The organism is Methanohalophilus mahii DSM 5219 (assembly GCF_000025865.1).
Classification (GTDB): Archaea; Halobacteriota; Methanosarcinia; order Methanosarcinales; family Methanosarcinaceae; genus Methanohalophilus; species Methanohalophilus mahii.
Map to the genome: position 1 here is coordinate 1276920 of NC_014002.1, position 21966 is coordinate 1298885.

General features: G+C 42.2%; 21 protein-coding genes and 1 pseudogene. 11 read left to right on the plus strand and 11 right to left on the minus strand.

Annotated features, from left to right (window positions below):
* Positions 1 to 3: 3 nt before the first annotated feature.
* Both MMAH_RS10775 and MMAH_RS06305 read right to left on the minus strand, forming a co-directional pair.
* Positions 4 to 138, minus strand: a complete 135-nt coding sequence (locus MMAH_RS10775) for a hypothetical protein (protein ID WP_013037709.1) — start codon at positions 136 to 138, stop codon at positions 4 to 6.
* A gap of 237 nt (positions 139 to 375) precedes the next feature.
* Entirely contained in the window at positions 376 to 1983 is a 1608-nt protein-coding gene (locus MMAH_RS06305; RefSeq protein ID WP_013037710.1) for a BatD family protein, read from the minus strand.
* A gap of 180 nt (positions 1984 to 2163) precedes the next feature.
* Here MMAH_RS06305 and MMAH_RS06310 point away from each other — a divergent pair, with 180 nt between their 5' ends.
* The 8 genes from MMAH_RS06310 (at position 2164) to fdhD (ending at position 11859) form a co-directional block, all read left to right on the plus strand.
* A complete protein-coding gene (locus MMAH_RS06310; protein WP_013037711.1) occupies positions 2164 to 4929 on the plus strand; it encodes a UPF0182 family membrane protein in 2766 nt (921 codons plus the stop codon).
* A gap of 179 nt (positions 4930 to 5108) precedes the next feature.
* On the plus strand, positions 5109 to 5714 hold the full coding sequence (locus MMAH_RS06315; RefSeq protein ID WP_013037712.1) for an FmdE family protein: 606 nt from the start codon (positions 5109 to 5111) through the stop codon (positions 5712 to 5714).
* Entirely contained in the window at positions 5711 to 6736 is a 1026-nt protein-coding gene (locus tag MMAH_RS06320) for a 4Fe-4S binding protein (RefSeq protein WP_013037713.1), read from the plus strand. Before MMAH_RS06315 ends, MMAH_RS06320 begins: the two co-directional genes overlap by 4 nt.
* A 1-nt stretch (position 6737) precedes the next feature.
* Positions 6738 to 8495 (plus strand): formylmethanofuran dehydrogenase subunit A, encoded by a 1758-nt coding sequence (locus MMAH_RS06325; protein WP_013037714.1) that lies wholly within the window; start codon positions 6738 to 6740, stop codon positions 8493 to 8495.
* Between the two features lie 4 nt (positions 8496 to 8499).
* Positions 8500 to 9309, plus strand: coding sequence for a formylmethanofuran dehydrogenase subunit C (locus MMAH_RS06330; protein WP_013037715.1), 810 nt, complete (start codon positions 8500 to 8502; stop codon positions 9307 to 9309).
* Between the two features lie 9 nt (positions 9310 to 9318).
* The gene (locus tag MMAH_RS06335; protein ID WP_013037716.1) at positions 9319 to 9708 is read left to right on the plus strand and encodes a molybdopterin dinucleotide binding domain-containing protein; all 390 of its coding nucleotides are present in this window, start codon (positions 9319 to 9321) and stop codon (positions 9706 to 9708) included.
* Position 9709: 1 nt separating this feature from the next.
* On the plus strand, positions 9710 to 11017 hold the full coding sequence (locus MMAH_RS06340) for a formylmethanofuran dehydrogenase subunit B (RefSeq protein ID WP_013037717.1): 1308 nt from the start codon (positions 9710 to 9712) through the stop codon (positions 11015 to 11017).
* Positions 11018 to 11019: 2 nt separating this feature from the next.
* Positions 11020 to 11859, plus strand: coding sequence for a formate dehydrogenase accessory sulfurtransferase FdhD (gene fdhD, locus MMAH_RS06345; protein ID WP_013037718.1), 840 nt, complete (start codon positions 11020 to 11022; stop codon positions 11857 to 11859).
* A gap of 3 nt (positions 11860 to 11862) precedes the next feature.
* Here fdhD and MMAH_RS06350 read toward each other — a convergent pair whose 3' ends face one another.
* Both MMAH_RS06350 and MMAH_RS06355 read right to left on the minus strand, forming a co-directional pair.
* Positions 11863 to 12636 (minus strand): DUF364 domain-containing protein, encoded by a 774-nt coding sequence (locus MMAH_RS06350; RefSeq protein ID WP_013037719.1) that lies wholly within the window; start codon positions 12634 to 12636, stop codon positions 11863 to 11865.
* A gap of 9 nt (positions 12637 to 12645) precedes the next feature.
* A complete protein-coding gene (locus MMAH_RS06355) occupies positions 12646 to 13437 on the minus strand; it encodes a beta/alpha barrel domain-containing protein (RefSeq protein ID WP_013037720.1) in 792 nt (263 codons plus the stop codon).
* A 301-nt stretch (positions 13438 to 13738) separates the two neighbouring features.
* On the opposite strand from MMAH_RS06355, the gene MMAH_RS06360 reads away from it, so the two are divergent.
* The gene (locus MMAH_RS06360) at positions 13739 to 14479 is read left to right on the plus strand and encodes a Nif3-like dinuclear metal center hexameric protein (protein WP_013037721.1); all 741 of its coding nucleotides are present in this window, start codon (positions 13739 to 13741) and stop codon (positions 14477 to 14479) included.
* 160 nt (positions 14480 to 14639) lie between these two features.
* Here MMAH_RS06360 and MMAH_RS06365 read toward each other — a convergent pair whose 3' ends face one another.
* The 7 genes and pseudogenes from MMAH_RS06365 to MMAH_RS06395 form a co-directional block, all read right to left on the minus strand.
* On the minus strand, positions 14640 to 15167 hold the full coding sequence (locus tag MMAH_RS06365) for a tRNA (cytidine(56)-2'-O)-methyltransferase (protein ID WP_013037723.1): 528 nt from the start codon (positions 15165 to 15167) through the stop codon (positions 14640 to 14642).
* Between the two features lie 42 nt (positions 15168 to 15209).
* A pseudogene (locus MMAH_RS06370) lies at positions 15210 to 16729 on the minus strand (AMP phosphorylase).
* 94 nt (positions 16730 to 16823) lie between these two features.
* Positions 16824 to 17402 (minus strand): FumA C-terminus/TtdB family hydratase beta subunit, encoded by a 579-nt coding sequence (locus MMAH_RS06375; RefSeq protein WP_013037725.1) that lies wholly within the window; start codon positions 17400 to 17402, stop codon positions 16824 to 16826.
* On the minus strand, positions 17387 to 18241 hold the full coding sequence (locus MMAH_RS06380) for a fumarate hydratase (RefSeq protein ID WP_013037726.1): 855 nt from the start codon (positions 18239 to 18241) through the stop codon (positions 17387 to 17389). The genes MMAH_RS06375 and MMAH_RS06380 overlap by 16 nt, the downstream gene beginning before the upstream one ends.
* Before the next feature lie 63 nt (positions 18242 to 18304).
* Complete coding sequence (gene arsB / locus MMAH_RS06385) at positions 18305 to 19360, minus strand: ACR3 family arsenite efflux transporter (RefSeq protein ID WP_013037727.1); 1056 nt, start codon at positions 19358 to 19360, stop codon at positions 18305 to 18307.
* Positions 19361 to 19365: 5 nt separating this feature from the next.
* Positions 19366 to 20220 (minus strand): universal stress protein, encoded by an 855-nt coding sequence (locus MMAH_RS06390; protein WP_013037728.1) that lies wholly within the window; start codon positions 20218 to 20220, stop codon positions 19366 to 19368.
* Between the two features lie 73 nt (positions 20221 to 20293).
* Complete coding sequence (locus MMAH_RS06395; RefSeq protein ID WP_013037729.1) at positions 20294 to 20608, minus strand: DUF6951 family protein; 315 nt, start codon at positions 20606 to 20608, stop codon at positions 20294 to 20296.
* Between the two features lie 267 nt (positions 20609 to 20875).
* Between MMAH_RS06395 and MMAH_RS06400 the strand changes: the two genes are divergently transcribed.
* Together MMAH_RS06400 and MMAH_RS06405 are read left to right on the plus strand one after the other, a co-directional pair.
* A complete protein-coding gene (locus MMAH_RS06400; protein WP_013037730.1) occupies positions 20876 to 21274 on the plus strand; it encodes a putative zinc-binding protein in 399 nt (132 codons plus the stop codon).
* 28 nt (positions 21275 to 21302) lie between these two features.
* Entirely contained in the window at positions 21303 to 21950 is a 648-nt protein-coding gene (locus MMAH_RS06405; RefSeq protein ID WP_013037731.1) for a tetrahydromethanopterin S-methyltransferase subunit A, read from the plus strand.
* Positions 21951 to 21966 lie beyond the last annotated feature (16 nt).

Genomic DNA, 21966 nt, shown 5'->3' on the forward strand with positions numbered 1-21966 from the left:
TTATTAAAAATTGAGGGAATCATATATGATTTCCATTGTTACATTCACAAAATCTTTTACTGACCTCACCGAACCAAAGAGAGAGGTGTTATTTGCTCCATCAGAGGATTCGTTTTCCGTTTTAACCGATGTATTCATTTCAACAGGCTCTTTTGGGTTTTCTTTTTCGTCAGCTTCATTAAAGGCGGCAAGGGGATGAGAATATTTCCCGATGATACAGATCCACTGTAACCGGAAGAGTCTGAAAGTGATGCGAAACTTGAGGGAGTATCAGGTTTTCTTTTTTCTCAACCGTCAAAGAACTATCTATAGTAAATGACTGATTCGGGTATAGGACAAAATAATGTGAGGTTGGACTTCATATTATTCCTTTAATTACCGCTTTATTCCAAATACATATATTCCTGCCAATACGAAAATTGCCATCAATGCACCGAATCCAGGTTGGACTTTGTTGTTTTCATTATTTTCACCTGAACCGGAGCCGCCATTTGATTCGTCATCACTGAATATATTATTATCCTCCTCATCACCGGATGTTTGTGAATCTGCCTTGTTTGACGTATCATTTGCTGTATCCCGAGTTGAAGTGTCGGTGACATTAAATTGCAGGGTATTGGAGACCCTTTCTCCTTTGTAATTTTCCATATCAATAAAAGACGCTTTTACAGCAGGTACTGTGAAATTACCATCATTTTCTGCACGAACAATATAATTGTAACTTTTTGATTCACCTTTTGGAATAACCTGATCCAGACTGGTTTCTCCACTCACGAAGGTAACATCTTCAGGTATTTCAGATACGGCATTCACACTGGCATCCCTGTTACCTTTGTTGCTCACTTTTACAGAAATCTTTACTTCATCTGATGGCCGAACTGTTAGACTATCCGTGCTCTGCGTAACTGATATTACCGGGCCGTTTATTTCAATTTCTGGTTCGTTCGATTCATACTCATATGTTTTCCCGTTAGGTGCTTTGAAAGAAGCAATTGTAGCAGGTGCTTTGAATTCTCCTGACTTTGTAGGTTTCAGTGAATATTCAAAAAGCTTAATTGTTTCTCCGGCTTCAAGAGAAATTTCTTTTTTTAGATTAAGATCATCAAGTAATTCCATATGATCGAATAACTCATCCACTACTACAATGTCACTCACATCGTAAATTCCATTATTGCGTATTGAAACTGAAACACGGGCTGTTTTATCCATATATATTTTTTCAGGCATGGATTTGGTTATCATTAACTCAACCTTAGGAGCGATTGTTACAGTCTCAATCTCCTCACTTTCATGCATGTCGCCGTTGATATCATATCCATCTACTGTAGAAACAATGTCTAAATCCGTTTCCTCCCACAGATGAGGAACCTTTAGAGTTAATTTGTATTCCTCTGTAGTCTCATCGGCCTCAAGCGAAGATATGGTTTCTGTAAGATCGCCGCCAACAACATCCATTCCTGCCGGATCAACATTAAGCTGAATATCCTCAGCTTTGGCTGAACCACCATTTTTGATTTTCAATGTGACTTCCATTTCGGTTTCAGAAGTTATACGTGGGTCATATTCATCCCGACCTGTTTCGATACTAATGTCAAACTCAGGTTCGCCCCTTTGATCTACCTGAATTTTAGCGATGGGATCTTCCATGTTTCCAGTCCACTCATCAATATTGACCTCAACTTGTTTTACATGGACCCGGATGTCTTTTCCTTCTTCAGTATCCCTGTATTCAAGATTATCGCCAACAAGCAATGCTCCATGTTTCACGGTTTGGCCATTTTTCGATATGCTGATATAGACATGTTCATCCTTTTGGAAATCCTCGGCAGTAATAGTATAACCATTATCCTCCACAGAATCTCCCCAATGAAGGGTTGCGGAATCGATACTTGTGTCCCACTCGACATCATCAAGTGTGTAAGCAGATGCTGTGGCGGCCATAGCACATATTAACAGGAGGGATAAGAAAAGTCTTGAATACATGGATATACCTCTTTATTGGCGGGAATGTATATAAGACAGATTATATTTACTTTGCGTATTGATTTAATGTACCACTAGTCATATAGTTATCCCAATTATGTGGGAAAAAAGGTTTATAAGCATGCAACATCCTCTCTAAATGAGACTTTTATATGAGTCAGATTACTCATGAGGTTTATTATGAAAGATATGAAAATTCTATTCCTGTTAATTCTGGCATTATTTTTGGGGATTGGTCCCCTTGTAGGAATTTACACGGATTACCTATGGTTTGACATGATAGGATATACATCCGTATTTACAACTATTTTACAATGGAAATTACTTGCAATAATTCCCGGTTTTATAATTGCATTCTTATTCCTTTATATAAATGCGAAATTTGCAGGAGACTCGATTGATAAGATCCTTGCAGAGAAGAATATTACATCAGAAAAAGTGGATTCCCAGATAATTCTGGTAGCAATTGCGGCCGTATCATTTATCTTTGGTCTCATATTCAGTGGTAACTGGAAAACTATACTACTTTATTTTAATAGTACATCATTTGGATTAGAAGATCCCATTCTTATGAATGACATTGGTTTTTACGTATTCCAGCTACCTTTCCTTCATATGATAAGAGGTGTATTCCTCGGCCTGACAATCCTTTCTCTGATACTTGTACTGGCTCTTTATTTTTACAGGCTTGAGCCCTTATTCAGCTCCGATAGAGTTGAAATAGAAGATTCTGAAGAACCTTATTTTTTGAATCAGTCAATTGATTTAAAAGATATTATGGATAAATTGCCTACTAAAGTTCTTGTACACCTTTCTGCAATACTTGCATTTCTATTTGCATTAATTGCTTTTGGATTTTTCCTTGAAAGGTATGAAATATTATTCTCCCAGCAGGGAGTTGTCGCAGGCGCCGGGTATACCGATGTCAATGTTAGTTTGCCGATTTTCACCATCTTGACTGTATTGTCAGTACTGACTTCAATTGCTTTACTGGCCAATGTAAAGTTGAAAAATATAAAAATACCTGTTGTAGCTGTAGCCCTTATAGCACTCTTTATAGTGGCCAGTTCTTTTGTACCCGGAGTTTATCAGCAATTCAAGGTAGAACCTACTGAAATCCAGCTTGAAGAGCCCTACCTGAAATACAATATCGATTATACTAGAGCTGCGTACGGACTTTCTGACGTTGAAGAACGGCCGTTCGAAGCAAATATGAATTTGACTTCATCAGAGCTGGAAGACAATTCAGAAGTAATTGATAACATAAGGATATGGGACCGGCGGGCCCTGGAGCAGACCTACAAACAGCTTCAGCAGATCCGAACCTATTATACTTTTAATGATGTTGATACAGACCGCTATCATACTGAAGACGGATACAAGCAGTATATGGTATCTGCCAGGGAAATGGATACCTTTCAAATGGCTCCAGAATCCAAAACATGGGTCAATGAAAAATTGGTATATACTCATGGTTATGGAATGGTAATGAATCCTGTCAGTACAAAGACCGAAGATGGTAGACCTGAATTTGTCTTACAGGATATTCCACCAAAGGGAGAATTTGAAGTTGATAATCCACGGATGTATTATGGGGAAATCAACAGGAATTACAAAATTGTGAATACTGGAAGGGATGAATTTGATTATCCAATGCAGGGGCAGAATGCATTTACACAATATGAAGGTGAAAGTGGAATACTACTGGATTCATTTATAAAACAGCTGATATTCGCATTTACCTTTAGTGATCCGAATTTTATCCTGAGCCAGTATATCGATGATGAATCCCGGCTGATGTATCGCCAACAGATCGTTGAAAGGACACAAGAAATAGCACCGTTCCTTGAATATGACAATGACCCGTATCCGGTAATCCACGAAGGACAGATCTACTGGATAATAGATGCTTACACTACGGCTAACAAGTATCCTTATTCTGAAACCTATTATGGAGTTCAGTTTAACGGTATCAATTACATCAGTAATTCAGTTAAAGTTGTTGTAGATGCCTATGATGGAACGGTTGATTTCTATATGATAGAGGATGAACCGGTTGTGAATACCTACTCAAAGATTTTCCCGGATTTGTTTAAGTCATTTGATGAAATGCCAGAAGGCCTGCAAGAACATATTCGCTATCCCAAGAATTTGTTTAGGGTCCAGATGGACTTATATGAAAATTACCACATGGAATCTGCAGAGGAATTCTACAATAAAGAGGATGCCTGGGAAATACCCAGGGAAGTTTACAGGGGAAACAGCATTGAAATGGAACCCTATTACATGATCACCAAATTACCCGATAATGGTGGATTGGAATATGTGTTGCTGCAACCATTTACACCCCGTGGCAGGGAGAACATGATTGCCTGGATTGCAGCCAGATGTGATAAGCCAAACTATGGACAACTCAAGCATTACGAATTGCCAAAGGGAGAACTTGTCTATGGACCTACACAAATAGAGTCCAGAATCGATCAGGACCCTGATATTTCTCAGCAACTGACCCTCTGGGGTCAAAGCGGTTCCAATGTGATCAGAGGAAACCTGCTTGTAGTTCCAATCGGTAACTCGATATTGTATGTGGAACCCCTGTTCATCAGTGCCGAACAATCTGAAATTCCGGAGCTCAGAAGAGTTATTGCTTCTTCTGGACAAAGGGTTGTCATGGGAGAGGACCTGAAAGAATCCCTCCAAATGCTGGTTGAAGGCCGTGTTGACAGGGAAGAAGGAACCTACCAGCCAGAAATAACCCAAACCTCCCAGGAGCTTGCACAACAGGCATTGGACCATTACAATCAAGCTCAGGAATATCTGAAAGAAGGCAATTGGACTGGTTACGGGGAAGAAATAGATCAGATGGAAGATGTGCTAAACCAGCTTTATGATCTAAACCAGCTTTCCCAGAGTCTGGATGAAGACAATTCCACCGCAGCAGAATAAAAGGAGGGACATCTTATTTCCAGATAGATTATGCAGCCTATAACAAGGCTGCTTAGCTTTTTTTTAAGTATGTGAGGTTGATGCACATCGATAATTATATATAATTTTCATCGCTATGTTCTTTAGGCATCCGGAAGCTTATAAGCATCTCACTGGCCTTCTTTATTAGAGGTTTTTATATGGAAACTATGGATGAGATCCTAGAAAAGATAAAAGTGGAAAATCCAGAACTATTTTCACAGGTTGAAAAGGTCGTTCCATTCCACGGTTTTTTGAGCAGTGGTGCTTTAATAGGGATCCACATGCTAAATATTGCAAAAAGAATACTTGATGTGAAGGAAGGGGAAAGGATATACACCCTAAGTGAAACGTATAATTGTATACCGGACCCTTTTCAGATACTAGAAGGTTCCACTACAGGCAATAAACGTTTGAGGGTTCACGATACAGGTAAAATGGCTGTGACTGTGAACAAACAAGCTCCATCGGGAATTGCTTCTATTAAGGGAGTAAGGATATATCTCGACCCGGAGAAGACTAAAAATTACCCTAAATTACATGCCTGGTATATGAACACAAAGAAACTTCGCCACGAAGAAGTTGTTCCTGTGCTTCTTGAAGCCGGTGAGAATGTCTATTCCTACGAAATGGTGGATATAGATGTACCGGTAAAAAAGAAAAAGACAATAAAATTATGCCAGAAATGTAATGAAAGTTTTATTCAAAGAAACAATGAAGTTCTTTGTGATGCATGTAACGATAGCCAAACGGAGACTACAATATGAATGAAACAGTGATATCGACAAAGGACAACAAACAGGTGGTATACATTCCTGAGAAGTGTATCGGCTGTGGAACTTGTGTCATGGTGTGTCCAAAAGAGACACTGGTCATCGGTTCAGTCGGACCGGTTGCCAGAGGACTCATCGACAAAGAGTTCCTGGAGATCAGACCGAATACATGTATAACATGTGGAATGTGTTCCAAAGTTTGTCCTACAGGCGCTCTTGAAATGAGAGAAGACGGAAAGCCAGTAGAGGAAAAAACCTACCTAATAAATGCTATAAAACCAACCACTGTCAATGATGATTGTGTACACTGCGGACTTTGCGAACAGGTATGTCCACAGGGTTGCATTGAAGTGGACCAGTGGCTCTCCAACGATAATGCAGCAAAAGTTGATGGTCAAACAACAATCGACCAGGAATGCTGTGTACACTGCGGATGGTGTGAATCAGTTTGTCCGGTTGATGCCATCGAAGTAGAGAAACCATTTGAAGGAACCTGGTTCAGGGATGAGGATGTCTGTCAGGCATGCCGCACCTGTGTTGATGTATGCCCCTGCAATGCATTATTCAATCCAGATTGGGAAGCCGGGGAACGTGTTGACAAAGTAGCCCAGAGGCCTGATGCATGTATCTATTGTGGAGCATGTGCAGTTTCCTGTCCTGTACAGGCAATTGATGTCAGGAAAACTGCAATTGCAGCTGAAATGGAAAAGAAGAAAGTATTCGAGAAAAAACTCCTCGACAAACCTTCCGTCAAGCCAACACTCACTTCCAAACTTGTCACCGATGAATATGACTGTCTTGGCTGCGGAAACTGTGTAATTGTCTGTCCTGTAAACGCTTATGCAAACAAGGAACTTGCTGCAGGGCACCTCAATAACATGGATGAAAAAGCATTGCTGGAAGTCGAGAACGGAGCAGTTAATGTAGTTGATCAGGACGTTTGTGGCTCCTGTGGCGCATGTGCCATGATCTGCCCGACAAACGCTATATGGCTGGAGAAAAGAGAGGTGGAATAATATGGCAGCTACTATTGCAATAAAAAATGGACATGTTTTTGATCCCCTCAATGAGATAAATGGGGATATCATGGACATCTATATCAAGGACGGAAAAGTCGTCCCTGAATTATCTGATGCGGAAATGAAAAACGCAAAGGTCGTTGATGCCACTGGTAAAACTGTAATGCCAGGTGGTGTGGATTCACACACCCATATTGCGGGTGCCAAAGTAAACTCCGGTCGTCTGATGCGGCCAGAGGACAGTTACAAGTGGAATCGTCCAAAGACCTCAATAACCCATGGCGGTACCGGGGAAACAGTACCTTCAGTATATCTTGAAGGGTATGAGTATGCCCAGATGGGATATACCACAGCTTTTGAAGCTGCGGTCCCGCCTCTGGAAGCACGTCACACCCATGAAGAGATGCATTCCATCCCAATGCTTGACATGGGAGGATACCTTGTTCTTGGTAACAACTGGTTCATGATGCGCTATCTCAAGGAAGGTGACATTAACAAAGCTGCTGCTTATGTAGCCTGGATGATGAGGACACACAAGACCTATGGTATAAAATGTGTCAACCCTGCCGGTGTGGAGAACTGGGGATGGGGTAAAAATGTAGAATCCCTGGATGAGACCAACATCCACTTTGAAATTACACCCAGGGAAATTATCGAAGGACTTACCGAAGTCAATGAAATGCTCGGCCTTCCTATGCCAGTACACCTGCACGCCAACAACCTGGGTCACCCGGGATGTTATGAAACTACAAAAGAATCCCTTACCATTCCAGCAAAAGTCAAACCCAATCAGGATATGGGAGTCGAATGGGCGGAAACCAAGATCGATCCTACAAAGGATAAATCCATCTACCTGACTCACTTGCAATTCAATGCCTTTGGCGGAACATCCTGGAGAGACTTTGAATCAGGTGTAAAGGATATTACAGATTATGTTAACAGTCAGGACCATGTGGTAATTGACAGTGGTAGCGTACCTTTCGGGGAAGCCACATGTATGACCGGTGACGGTCCGTCTATCCATGACATTGCAGTCCTTACAGGCAGTAAATGGTCCAACTGTGATGTAGAGCTTGAATGTGGTTCCGGTGTATGTCCGTTCACATATCTCAAGAGCAATCCTGTACACAGTGTCCAGTGGGCAATGGGACTTGAATCCCTGCTTCTGATCGATGATCCATGGAAGACCATCATGACAACCGATAATCCAAACGGTGGACCATTCACCAAATATCCGAATGTCATGACCTGGTTGATGTCAGAGGCTTACAGGAATGAAACGTTCAGCGAAGTCCACAAATGGGCAAATGACAGAAGTACACTCGGCGGTGTCAGCCGTGAACTGTCTCTCTATGACATTGCAACCATTACCCGTGCCACTCCTGCAAAGACCAATGGAATGGCACACAGGAAAGGAAGTCTTGCTGTTGGGGCAGATGGTGATGTAACCATTTATGATATCGATCCAACCAGATTGGACGTTACAGCCAACTACAATGATCTGCTCACCAAATTCAGGTATGCAGATTATACCATCAAGGGCGGGGAAATCGCGGCCCATAACGGCGAGATAATGTCGATTCCTGAAAGAAGGACCTACTACAGTGACATAAAGGTCGATGCAAACGAGGAAAAGAAGATGCTTGAGGACGTGAAGGATTGGTTCAGGTACTACACCCTTGGTTTCGAGAACTATCCAACACCTGAGAAATACCTCGTCAACCCAACCCCCATCAATGTAAACATGGAGAAGTGATGTCATGACAGAGGTAGTACTTACACCAAACACTGAAATTGATATTAAGATCGAAGCCGATGTAATCAAACCAGACGAGTTTGCAGGCAAGAGCAAAGAAGAAATTGAGCAGTTGATAGTCTGGCAGGGTCCGGACCAGTTGCCCTTGAAGAATTTCTTTGATGTGGAAGGTCAGGGCGGAAGTTCTGCTGAAGAAACTTCCATTCTGATAAAAGGCGATGTGTCCCGTGTGAAAATGATCGGTGCTGAAATGACCGCCGGCAAAATCACTATTCAGGGAACCACCGGCATGAAAGTCGCAGCTGAGATGAAAGGCGGCGAAATTGTCGTGGAAGGAGATGCAGATTCATGGGCAGGAACCGAAATGAAAGGTGGTTTGCTCCATATTAAGGGCAACACAGTCGATCATCTGGGATGTGCCTACCGCGGCAGCTGGAAAGGAATGAGCGGCGGACGTATCGTTGTTGACGGAAATGTCCAGAGCCAGGTGGGAGGAGGCATTACAGGTGGTGAAATCATCATAAACGGTAATGCTGAAAACTTCTGCGGTATACGCCAGTCCGGTGGCCTCATTGTCATCAAAGGAAATGCTATACGTGCAATTGGTGCCGAAATGAGCGGCGGGACAATTGTGGTCGAAGGCCATATTGCCAATTTCACTCCCGGTATGCAGTATGAAGATGAGCAATATGATCTCTGTTTTGAGGATATCGAATGTGGTGGAGCATTTAAAAAATTCACAGGTGACTTTGCCATATCCAAAAAACCAAAAGGGGTCCTGTATGCTGGCAAGGAAGCAAACCTGGAGCTCTGAGGTGATATCATGAAAGCATTACTAAATACCGGAAGTACAATTTATGAAGGACAATTTGCCAAGGGTGGCGAAAAATATTCCGAAGGTTACATGAAGGAATGTGCCCTGTGCTGGATTTCTCCTTTGGACTTTGAGGAACTTGGATGTCCGGAAAAGGTGAAGGTAACCAGCATGGATGGCAAACATACAGTAGCTGTATACACAAGATGCACTGACAGAGTTATGTGTGGCAATGTATTCATGCCCCGTGCCATCTGGTCCAACGTGGTAATTGACCCGCACACCTTCTCCACAGGATCACCTCTTTACAAAGGCAGTCCTGTTGATATAGAACCCACTGACGAGGAGGTTCTCACAGCTGAGGATATTGTATTGAAAGTATATGCAGGAGGTAAGTGAAATGTTCAAGAACATATTCTGTCCCGTCTGTGGTGCTTCTTGTGATGATGTGCAGGTGGAACTGAAAGATAACAGCATCACTGTCAAGAACGCATGTAAGATGGGGAATGCAAAGTTCCAGGAGATCGTGAGTGATCACCGTATAAGGAAACCCATGATCAAAAAGGATGGGAAATTCGTGGAAGTTAGCTGGGAGGAAGCCCTGACAAAGGCCGCAGAAATCCTCGCTGCTTCAAAGAAACCCATGCTCTTTATGGGAAGTGAAACCTCCTGTGAGGCCCAGGAAGTAGGTCTGCATATAGGCGAATATCTTGGTGGAACAGTAGACTCCAATGCAACAATATGCCACGGGCCGACGGTTATGGGTATCCAGGAAGCAGGATGTGCTGCTGCCACAGCAGGTACCAAAAAGAACCGCAGTGACGTGAACATCTACTGGGGTACCAACCCGCTGGAATCCATGCCCAGGCATATGTCCAAATACGGTATTTTCCCCAGAGGATACTGGACCAAGAGGGGACGTTTCGACAGGAAAGTTATTACTGTGGATCCAAGAAGGACACCGACAGCCGATGCTTCAGACCTTCATGTCCAGCTCAATCCCAACAGTGATTATGAACTGTTCAATGCTCTTTTGACAATCCTTAACGGTAAAGAGCCTCACCACTCCGTTGAAAAGGTCACCGGTGTGCCTATATCCGTTATGGAAGAAATGGTGGACATGATCCTCGATGCCAACTTTGCCAGTTTCTCTGTTGGTCTGGGTGTCAGTTCATCATACGGAAAACACCGCAACATCGAAATGGCACTTAACGTCATAAAAGAGTTGAACAACAACCACGGTACTAAAGCCAGTATCGGTGCACTTCGTGGTCACTGCAATGTTGCAGGATTTAACATGGTTGCATCCTATCTCTACGGTTATCCGTTTGCCCTTGATTTTACACGGGGCTATCCCAGGTACAACCCTGGTGAAACAAGCTGTGTGGATATTCTCAGGGAAAAGGATACTGATGCAGCAATGGTTGTAGGTGCCGATCTTATAGCACATACTCCGGCAGACTGTGCATCCTACCTTACAGAAATTCCAATGGTATGCATAGACATTGCTCCAGGCCCAACACCAACCGCAGCTGACGTAATACTGCCCGGCGTAATTGATGCCATGGAATGTGACGGTACATTCTACAGACTGGACAATGTGTCCGTTTACTTCAAGCCCTTCACATCCTCTCCCTTTGACTTCACAGAAAGCAATGAGGACACCCTCAAGCAGCTCTTTGCGAAGGTAAAGGAAATGAAGAGCTAAGTATGAATGAAAAAGATTGGCACTTCGATAATAAACCGGATACTGAGATTACGTGGAAAGAGGAGGAGCGGGATGATACCGCTCCTTACATTCCCATAAAATGTATCGAAGTAAAAGGCGAAGCTTCCCCTGAAGAAATCTATGTGGATGTTGTGATTGAGGAAAATTATGAAGTTTTCCTGAATGGCAACTTCATATCCTCTTTTTTGGCAAGTCCCAGGGAACTCAAGGAAATGGCCGCTGGCCATCTCATATGTGAAGGGCACATTGAAAATATTGACCAGATTATTTCAATTGATGTTCACGAAAAAAAATTATTATGTAAAACAAAATCACCATCAGAGGATAAAGATGTTATCATCTCTTCCTATTTATGTGACTGTGCACTATGGAAGATGCATCAGCTTACAAAAAACAAAGCCATCCCGAACCCGAATATGAGGGTCAGAAAAAAAATCCTGTTCGATCTAATAGACTACATTTTTGAAGAGGGCAAAATATGGAGGCGTACCGGTGGTGCCCATTCGACTGTAATCGCAACCTCGCAAGGAGAAATACTCACATTTTGTGAGGATGTTAGCCGGGCATCAGCAGTTGATAAAGCAATCGGTAAAGCTGCACTGGATGGTGTGAAACTTAATAATTGTATTATGGCGACTTCAGGACGGTTGTCTGTTACAATGGTAGGAAAAGGCGTCAATGCCAGAATTCCCCTTATGGTGAGTAAAGCCGCACCAATGGATCAGGGAATCAGGCTTGCAAGGCAAAATAATATGACACTCGTGGGATTTGCACGCAGGCCCAATCTTTACATCTATTCCAACCCTGAGCGCTTAATCTGATATTTACTGAACAAAGGATATTTTTGTGCCACAGTTTCTGTGAAGGTGTTTTGTCCCGCCAGCCTGACTAACTACTCTTAGCATTGTTGGTGCATCATCAATTTTTGTACCCATTACAGCAGTAAATCCCTCTTCAAAGAAAGGTTCCGGGTACAGGGGCGTAGTAGGTCCAAGCAGTATCGTGTTAGATGCCTGACTCACTGATTCCAGCAGAGGGTCAAGGGAGTTGTTCAAAAGAGTGGTACCTGTGATTATAGCAACATCGGATGATGCTATCGTTTCTTTTAGTTCTTCCTCAGGTACAATAGTTATCCTTTCATCTTTTATTGGCCTTTTTTCCGCCACATAAAGGGTTGAGGCTTTTTTTAATATAGCGGGAATCATAGGGGCAAAATGACCTACCATTGCTACCCTGTCATTATTTTTTATAATATCCAAGACACTGGTATCTGATGATTCGTAGGAAGAAATCTCTTCCCCGGTCTTTTTAATGAAAGCATTGAGTGCACTGGCCGCAACTGTACGTTTTAGGGAATTGGATGATTTACCCATCTCCAGAACCTGTGGCAGAGGGTTATTATGCATTGTACCTGCGGATGAAAGGGTTTCACAGTGGGCTGATTGAGGAATCTGGGTTGCAGCAACACCCCCGTGGGTACCAATTCTGGCACCACTGTAAACCACTCCCAGAGTAATTTCATCCACAATATTTCCAGGGAAAGTATCAGCATATTCTTTACCCAGCCTGTCAATCAATCTGATTAGTAGATCACTCATTGGACCACCTCAAGTTCTTTCAATTCTGGTAGTCAGATCAAGAGGTTGGGCATAATAAGGTGCAGTGGAGACAATTATATCCACATAAGGGGCATATTGTGGAATTTCATCCGATTTTATGCCACCCACAGCAATCTCAAGACCAGGATTTATTTTTTTAAGTTTGATAACAATCGTGGCCATCTCTTCGGGGGAATAATGGTCAAGCAACAGGACATCTGCAATTCCAGCATATTTGAGCGCTTCGTCATTATCACGTGGTTCTATTTCTATCTTTTTAACTGCCCTGAGAGTCTCAAAAGAATCCGCTACATCCAGATGGTTCTGGGTCACAAGAATGGAATCACTCAAAGAATTGCGGTGGTGTGTTCCTCCTGCTACCTTTACTGCCTTTAATTCATATTTTCTGAATCCGGGATGGGTTTTGCGACTTGTTGCAATCATTATATCGGGATTTTCTTTTCTTGCAGCCTCTACGAAATTATGGGTCCGTGCTGCAATCGCACATACTATTGAAAGGAAAGTCTGGGAGATACGCCAGAGTTTGAACAACGTTCTTAAGTCTCCTTGTGCGGAGAATATTACAGCTCCTCCTTCGAAATATTCACCGTTCTCAACCCTGTAGGTCACATCCAGTCCTTTATTCCTGTAAAATTGTTCCAGATCATCGGCACATGCACCAATTCCCTCATCCCGCGACAGGATATTCAGGGTACCTTCACCATTTATCTGAAGCAGTTCTGTGGTTTCATCTCCGTAAGGACAGTCTTCCAGCAAGTAATGTTCAAAATTCTCTATCATACTAAACCAACCTTTAATTTACACCAGTATTTCAAGTCCTAAGTGTATAAAAAAATTCCTGGAAAAAACCAATTTGCCAGTTGCATAGAATAACACTTTCCGAATAGACTTAAAGGATTGGAGACTACCGATAAATGCTGCATGCAACGATTTTTGAGAGAGGTAACATCTATTCGGCCAGTGTTTTTCCGACGAGACAATCGGCTATTTCCTATGCGTTATGTACATGCATACATATCAATAAAAAGCTATCGATCTAAAACCCGACAGTTTGATATTGTGATAAATTAATTTCAGGAATATGAATCTTTCAGAAATTGTAAGAAAATTGGAAATAATTGCACCTCCCGAACTTGCAGAAGAATTTGATCAAGGCAGGATAGGACTGACACTTGATCTGAAAAATGAAGTTAATCAGATAGCTGTGGCCCTGGACCCTACCGAGTACACACTCAACCGGGCAGCAGATATAGGGGCAGATCTGCTCATTACACACCATACCTTATTATTCCATTCAATTAATTCAATCTCCTGCAAGCTGGCCACAAAACTGAAGATTGCGCTGGATAACAATATTTCTCTCTATGCAATGCATACCAACTATGACCGCGCAGAAGGAGGAGTGAATGATATCCTTGCTGAAAAGCTGGGTCTTAAAAATGTTGAGAAACTGGACATGGGATGCATAGGAGAAATGGTTCCTGTCTCAAGGGATGTTTTCATCAACCACGTCTGCAAGTCCCTGAATACCCATGTACAGTATGTCGGTGAAAAAAAAATGATTTCCAAAGTTATGGTTTTCGGTGGAAGTGGCTTTAAAGGACCTTTCCTTGATATTGCTAATTCTATGGGGGTAGATGCCTATGTGTCCTCTGAACTTAAACATGATATAATCCACAATTTTACGGATATGCTTCTGGTGGATGCCACCCATTATGCCACCGAAAATCCTGCAATGCAAGCCCTTGCAACCCGTCTGGAAAATGATCTGGGTGTCGACACCGAATTTATTGACCACAATCCCCTGATACGCACTTGCTGAGGTGGGAATATAGATTCAGACGAAATATCGGATGATGAACTGGAAAAAATGCTTGCAGAATCATCCAGAAAAAGGGATCGCAAACACAGGGGATTTGGTGGATACGAGCGCAATAAGATATACAGAGGTGCAGAGGTCAAAGATGAAAAGGAAGACTGAATCAGGGATTTTCGATTACCTTTTTCCCGCGATCCATTGGTACAACATGAAGTTGTGCATCCTTAAATTCACTCTCAAGGGGCTCATCTTCTGCGATCCTGTCCAGAGTAACGGCTACAGCAGCCACTTCAGAATGAGGCTGGTTACCTACCGCAACATTCCAGTCAGCCAGTTCATACACCTCAAAAGGGACTTTTTCCGCACCGACAACGATCATGAGTTTCTCGCATTCCCGTATGGATGGTACGGCATCTGGCAGATTGATACCATACATTGAAAGGTGGCAAACCTTTCCACCTTCTGATTTCCATTTTTTAATCTCGGTCTTCCATTTTACATCATTGCGGATATAAAATTCTCCTCCCCAGCGTTGGCACAGCTGGGTTACACTCCGGGTAATAGAGGGATCGTTACTTGCAAGGAGTATCCCTTCAGCACCGAAAGCCCTTGCTGTAAGGGCCACATGGGTTGTGATACGTTTATCTCTTTCCGGCCTGTGTCCCAGACGCAATATTACAATTCTTTTCATGGGCAAAAATAGGAAAAAGGGTATTAAAGCGTAATGGCCGCTTTACACTTCCTTAAATGACTGTACTCTTTCAAGTAGCATACCTTCAACCACTATAGGAGAATCTCTCTGGGCATTCTGCAGAGCTGTTTCCAGTTTATTTTTCTTTTCTGCATGAATGATAAGAACCGGTTCGCCTTTTTGACCGGTTCGCCCTGTTTCTTATGAATCAGCACACCGGCTCCCTTATCATTGGGTGCACCGGCAAGCCGTGCAATCTGTACCACTCTCTTATTTTTGAATTCAAGTACATATCCATTTGCAGGTGCGGTTATCTCAGCTGTATGTTCACCGACAGTAATGTCCTTATAACTAACACTGGGGTCACCGCCCTGTACTTCTATGATTTCCCGGAATTTGGCAAGAGCTTTGCCATTTTTAAGGGTTTCCATGGCAAGTTCATTGCCCTGACCACGGGCAGCCACCCCACCCATCTCAAGCAACATACCCGCAAGGACCATACTTTTCTCGATAAGGCTGTTTGGTCCTTCTCCGGTTTCAAGTACCTTAAGAGCCTCACGTACTTCAAGTGCGGGTCCAACAGTCCGACCAACCGGGGAAGCACCGTAGGTAAGGGCACAGTCAACATTCATGCCGAGTCGCTCACCCAGATTGATAAGATCACGAGCAAGTTTTCTACCTTGCTGCACGTTTGCGATTTTGGTGCCGGGGCCGGTGGGTATGTCAATAACCACATTATCAGCACCAACTGCTCCTTTTTTGGCCATAATGGATGCCAGCAGCTGGCAATGCGGATCAATTGACAACGGATATTCAACCTTGATAAGTTTGTCATCCGCAGGGGCAATATTGGTGGCGCCACCCCAGACCAGAACACCTCCAACCTTTTCGGTCATCTCTTTTACTTCTGTGGCAGAGAATTCCACTGGTGCCAGAACTTCCATAAGATCGGACGTGCCTCCTGCACCTGTAATTGCACGGGAACTTGTTTTTGGAATCAGTAGCCCGTTAGCTGCTACAATTGGTACTACCAGGAGGGAAATTTTGTTTCCGGGCACTCCTCCGATAGAATGCTTATCCATGATAGGACCCTTCGCAAATTCAAGTTTTTCTCCTGTATCTATCATCGCCCGGGTCAGCCATTCAGTTTCATCATCTGTCATATCATTGATATATGTGGATGTCAGGAAAGCGGCTAATTCGATTTCACTCAGGTTCTCTTCGACAATGTCCTTCACAAGGCCGTGTATTTCTTCCTGAGCGAGTCTTTCCCCATCCATATTCTTACGTATGATCCTTGCTGATTTGGGCCTCTCTGCGGGTTCAATCTCGACGATCTCGGTCCATTCCCTCTGTAATTTCTCTTTTATCTCATGGTACAGACCGATCATTCCCGGAGAAATCATATCCTCGGTAAAATCAACAATCGCAGTAACTGTAACATGTCCTGTAACCCGCACCCTGTCACCTTCATAGACACCAAGTTCCTTTGCATCTATGGAATTCAGAATAACTTTGTATTTTCCGACTTTGACATCGATTGGCTGGACCTTAAGTTCCATTTTTACACCTTATATGAGTTTTACACTATAACATCGGATAAACTTATTTAAGTTTTCGAGAAACCCGTTATTTCTATCAATCGATTTATTTCTATCAGGGCCTGGAGATCTCATTCAGGTTCTCTTTTGCATTTTTCCTGATATTGCTGAATAGATCATTGCCTTTTATATCAATTCCTACTATCAGGGGGCCGAATTCATCCATTTCCAGCTCCCATACCGCCTCTGGCATACCCAGGTCAAGCCAGTGGACAGCATGCACATTTTTTATGGAAGCTGCCGCCAGGGCTGCGCAGCCGCCCGTATAGGCAAGATAGACGCATTTACCCCTGAAAGAATCGGCAATGTTGTCCATCCCTCCTTTGCCTATCAGTATCCTGACATTGTGTAGTTCAAGGAATTTTGGGGTCATTGCAGACATACGTGCACTTGTGGTAGGACCTGCAGCGACAACTTCCCATTGTCCCGAATCATCTTTTTTCATGAGTGGCCCGCAGTGGTAGATTGCACCTCCTTCCAGAGAAAACGGCATCTCTTTGAGTGGAGTCTCAAGAATACGCTTGTGGGCTTCGTCCCTGGCTGTCAGGACTTTACCGGATAGATATACTATATCCCCTGTACGAAGGGTTTCTATATCTTCTGTTTTGAGCGGAGTCTTCAGATGATATTCCACTGTCCGTCACCTCCGATAACGGCTGTTGCATGCCTGTTGGCCCAGCACTGGATATTGATTGCAACAGGGAGGGATGCAGTATGGCAATAGGCCTTATTGATGTGTACGGCCAGGGCTGTTGTGTCCCCTCCGGTACCCATGGGGCCCACACCTAAACGGTTGACCTTTTCCAGCATGTTTAGTTCCTGCTGGTCCATATTATCAACCCTTCCCAACAGGGCGGTCTTGGCGAGCAGGGCGGCCTTGTCGAAGGAACCACCGAGACCTATTCCCAGGATGATAGGAGGACAGGGTTTACCGCCGGCATTCATGACAGTTTCCAGAACAAGTTGGTCAATGGAGTCTACTTCGGAAGGATTAAGCATTTTCAGTATGCTCATGTTTTCCGACCCGGCGCCTTTTGGGACTGCGGTGATCCTTATTTTATCGGAATCATTAAAAGAATACTTTATGTCAGGCAATCCATTCCCGGTATTGTCCCCGCTGTTTTCACGTGTCAGGGGATGAACGACATTGGGGCGTAGGGGTACTTCCACTGTGGCCTTTCTGACCCCCTCAATAAGAGCTTGTTCAATGTCTGGAAGTAGAGATATTTTGCGGCCTATTTCCACGAAAAGAATGATAATTCCGGTATCCTGGCATATGGGCACAGAATGCCTGTGAGCAATCCCTATGTTTTTCAGTATTGCCTTTAAATGGGATTGTGCGACTTCACTGCTTTCCTCCTGTTCGGCTTTTTCAAGAGAGGCAACTACATCTTCCGTCAGGACAGTTTCGGCTTTTTGTATGGCCGATACTGTTGCCTGCACAATGTCTTCATGTTTTATTCCTGATTCCAAGCAAGATCACCTGCACTATAAAAATATAAGATGAATATACATCTTATATTTTTAAATCAACTATCACATTCCTTCTTCAAACTGGAATTTGTGCCTGTTCATTTTCATTATCTTTACAAGTGATAACATTACAGGTACTTCGACCAGCACACCTACTACAGTTGCCAGTGTTGCTCCTGAAGTTGCACCAAAGAGTATTAATGTAGTGGCTACTGCCAGTTCAAAGAAGTTACTTGGTGCAATGAATGTAGAAGGTGCAGCTTCATAGAAGGGGATTTTCAGCTTTTTTGCACCATAATAGCTGATTGCAAATATAAAATATGTTTGTACTATGATAGGTATAGCAATCAAGACAATATGGAAAGGATATTTGATTATCATTTCACCCTGAAGAGTAAAAATCAAAATCAAAGTTACAAGAAGTCCCGCGGGTGTAATCCATTCTATTTTATTGATTAGATTATTCTCAAACCAGCTTAGGCCTTTGCTTTTAATGACATAATGTCTGGTTAACATTGCAAGGACAAGAGGAAGTGCTACATAGAATAATACAGAATAGAATATGGTCAGTACAGGTATTGGGAAGTCAGTGGTCTGGCCAACAAGAAACGCTCCTAAGGGAGCAAACAATATCAATATAATCAAGTCATTTACAGAAACCTGAACAAGGGCGTAATTGATATTACCGTTTGCTAAATATGTCCATACCAGTACCATTGCGGTACAGGGTGCAAGTCCCAGTATAATCAAGCCCGCAATATATTCTGCTTGCAGATTGAGTGGTATAAGACCAGAGAAAAATATACTGATAAATATCCAGGCAATTATGGTCATTGTAAATGGTTTGATTGCCCAGTTTACAAAAACTGTCAAATAGAGAGGTTTTTTATTTTCTTTTACTTTCAGTATTTCCTCAAAACTGATTTTTAACATGATAGGGTACATCATGACCAGCAGGACGATTGCAATTGGAATAGATACATTTGCAATTTCATATTGACCGATTGTATCTGCAAATTTGGGGAACAGGTAACCAACTGCAGTACCCAGTATAATACAGATGGCTACCCATATGGACAAATACTTGCTGAAAAAATCAAGTTCTCTTTCTTCTTCCATTGTTTTCACCTGTTGTCTGCAGGAATAAGCAGTATCGGTTTAGCAGTGCTCCTGAGAAGGTTTTCGGCAGTACTTCCCAGAAGGATGTCCTTAAATGATTCGACCCCATGGGTTGTTATCATTATCAAAGTAATATCCATTTCTTCTGCAATTTCATCCAATATTTTTGCAGGTTTGCCTTCCTTAACAACGTAATTGACTATCAAATTTTTCTTCAAATCATTACCAATCTCATAGAGCTTCTCAAGACTTTCCCTTTTCTTATTTTCAAGTTGAGTCTTATTTTTTGCATTTTCAATTATATGTACAAGGACAACTTCTTGAATGATATCCTTCATTTGTCGGAGCATATCAAGTGTCTTATTTGAGTTATCCGAGAAATCTAACGGAACCATTACTTTTGAAAACTTTGCAGAGCATGTCTTGGCATATAGCTCTTCTTCACCCTTTTCGAGTTTATTGTATTTCTCAATAAGCAGAATCTTATCGGACCTTCGGGAAATATAGTTTGTAGTCCTGCCTGTAAGCCTTCCTTTTATGATTCCCGATGTGGTTGCACCTATAACAATACAATCTACGTTTTCTTCATCTGCAACTTTGATAATCGTTTTATTGACATCGCCTTCAGCAACATGTGTGATTGTCTCGATCCCCATTTCTTCCAGTAGTTGCTTGTATTCGGCAATTTTTCCCTCTGCATTTTCCTTGAACATAGGGGCAAGTCCCTGGGATTTAAAGATGTCCACAACATGCAACAATATGGCTTTCTTCAATCCTGCGTTTTTCAATTCTGCAATACAGGAGAGCAGTTTCTCGCTCTCGATCGTAAAATCCGTGGGTATAAGTATAGTTTGAATCATGTTTTCCCCAAATATTATCTGCTTAATAAATAATTTTAATATGATTCCAGATAACTGTGCTTAAAATAATCATTTATTTGAAGTCGATACTGACATTTCCTGATTTTTTTGCTAAAGACTCAGATAAAATCCCCATTTCCATCCTACACACATGCAATATTCCACAGGGCACAAGACAATTGGATGAACATTTCAATTCCTGTGCTTTTGAAATGACATAATTGTCCTTAATGTCAAGTGTCCGATCAATGGGTACTTCCATATGTGACATCTTTTTTATTTTATCGCAATCCGTTTCGATGTCAATAATTATGTTTTTGCCTTCTTTTTTTCCAAAAACATTATGTTCAAATCCACATATACTTGAATTGATATGCACTTCACTCATCCTGTATCTCCCTTGCGTGACAAACAACATTTCGAAAATTGCTAATTAAATGGTTGTTGTTTCTTGTATATAAGTGTTTCAACGATTTTTGAAATGCCAATTTATAAATAGGATTTTTACGTATATCTAAAGTGTTTCGTACAATCCATCAAGCAAATTTTTGTTTAAAATTCGTTGAGGGGAAAAAGACCCTGAATGTTTGTTGGATTGACCAATTCACTGTAGTTAAAGTGGCTAGATAAATATCAAAATCATGGAGAATGTATTATGACAGAAGAACTGAAAATGGCAGAAGGGCCAACGTGTGCATGTGAAGCGGCGATTATTGGATTGTATGCATGTTCCGGTGGATCCAATGTAGGACAGATGGCAAACAGGGCAGCTGTTGAACTTACCAAACAGGGAAGAGGTAAGATTATGTGCACCGTCGGAATTGGAGGCAATGTTTCTGGTATCATAAAAAGTGCCGAAGGTACAGATGAGATTATTGCTATTGATGGATGCCCCCTTCTTTGTGCAAGGAAGTCTCTGGAGCGTGCAGGGTTCACAGTAGGTAAGAACATAGTTATAACCGAACTCGGTATGAAAAAAGGAGGAAGTTTGGATCTGGAAGAAAATGATGTCAAAGAGATGATGACTAAAGTGGAAGCTGCACTGAGCAATTGAAACCTAAATAACCATAGAGGTGAATCTCATGGCTACAAACAAATCAACTGATCCTAACAACTGGCCCATGGAAGAGGGCGATTATGTCATAGGAGACCCGGATTCTCCGGTTGCAGTTGTGACACTCACTTCTGACTATAGGAATATGGATTGCATCCATGACCCTTGTGAAGATGGAACACCGCAAGCAGAGGGGGTATTCACCCCTGGCTATAAAAAGCCCTGCTTGCAGAATTATGCAATATGTGGTACATGTTTTACTGAGAATTTTGGGATTCAAAAAGTAATTGCCAATATACTTTCTAATCCAAAAATAAACTGTCTGATTGTCTGCGGCAAGGAAAGCAAGCACTTTGCAGGCCAGTCTATCATAGCGCTTGTGGAAAATGGGGTTTCAACTATGGCCGATTATAAAAAGATAATCGGTTCAAAGGGTGTTATTCCTTATCTGGATGAGATCCCCATGACCGCAATTAATCACTTCTTAAAGGAAATTGAAGTTATAGATCTTATAGACACCACAGACCCGGAAACTATTCAGAAGGTAATTGATTCCTGCAAACTTAAGGAAAGAAGTGAGGCCAAAAAATATCCAATACCACAAATCGACGAAAATAGCTGGAGGAAGTATGAAAATATGATTCAGAAAAACGTCATGTCTAAAATTAAGAAATAAACGAAAATTGCAGGGA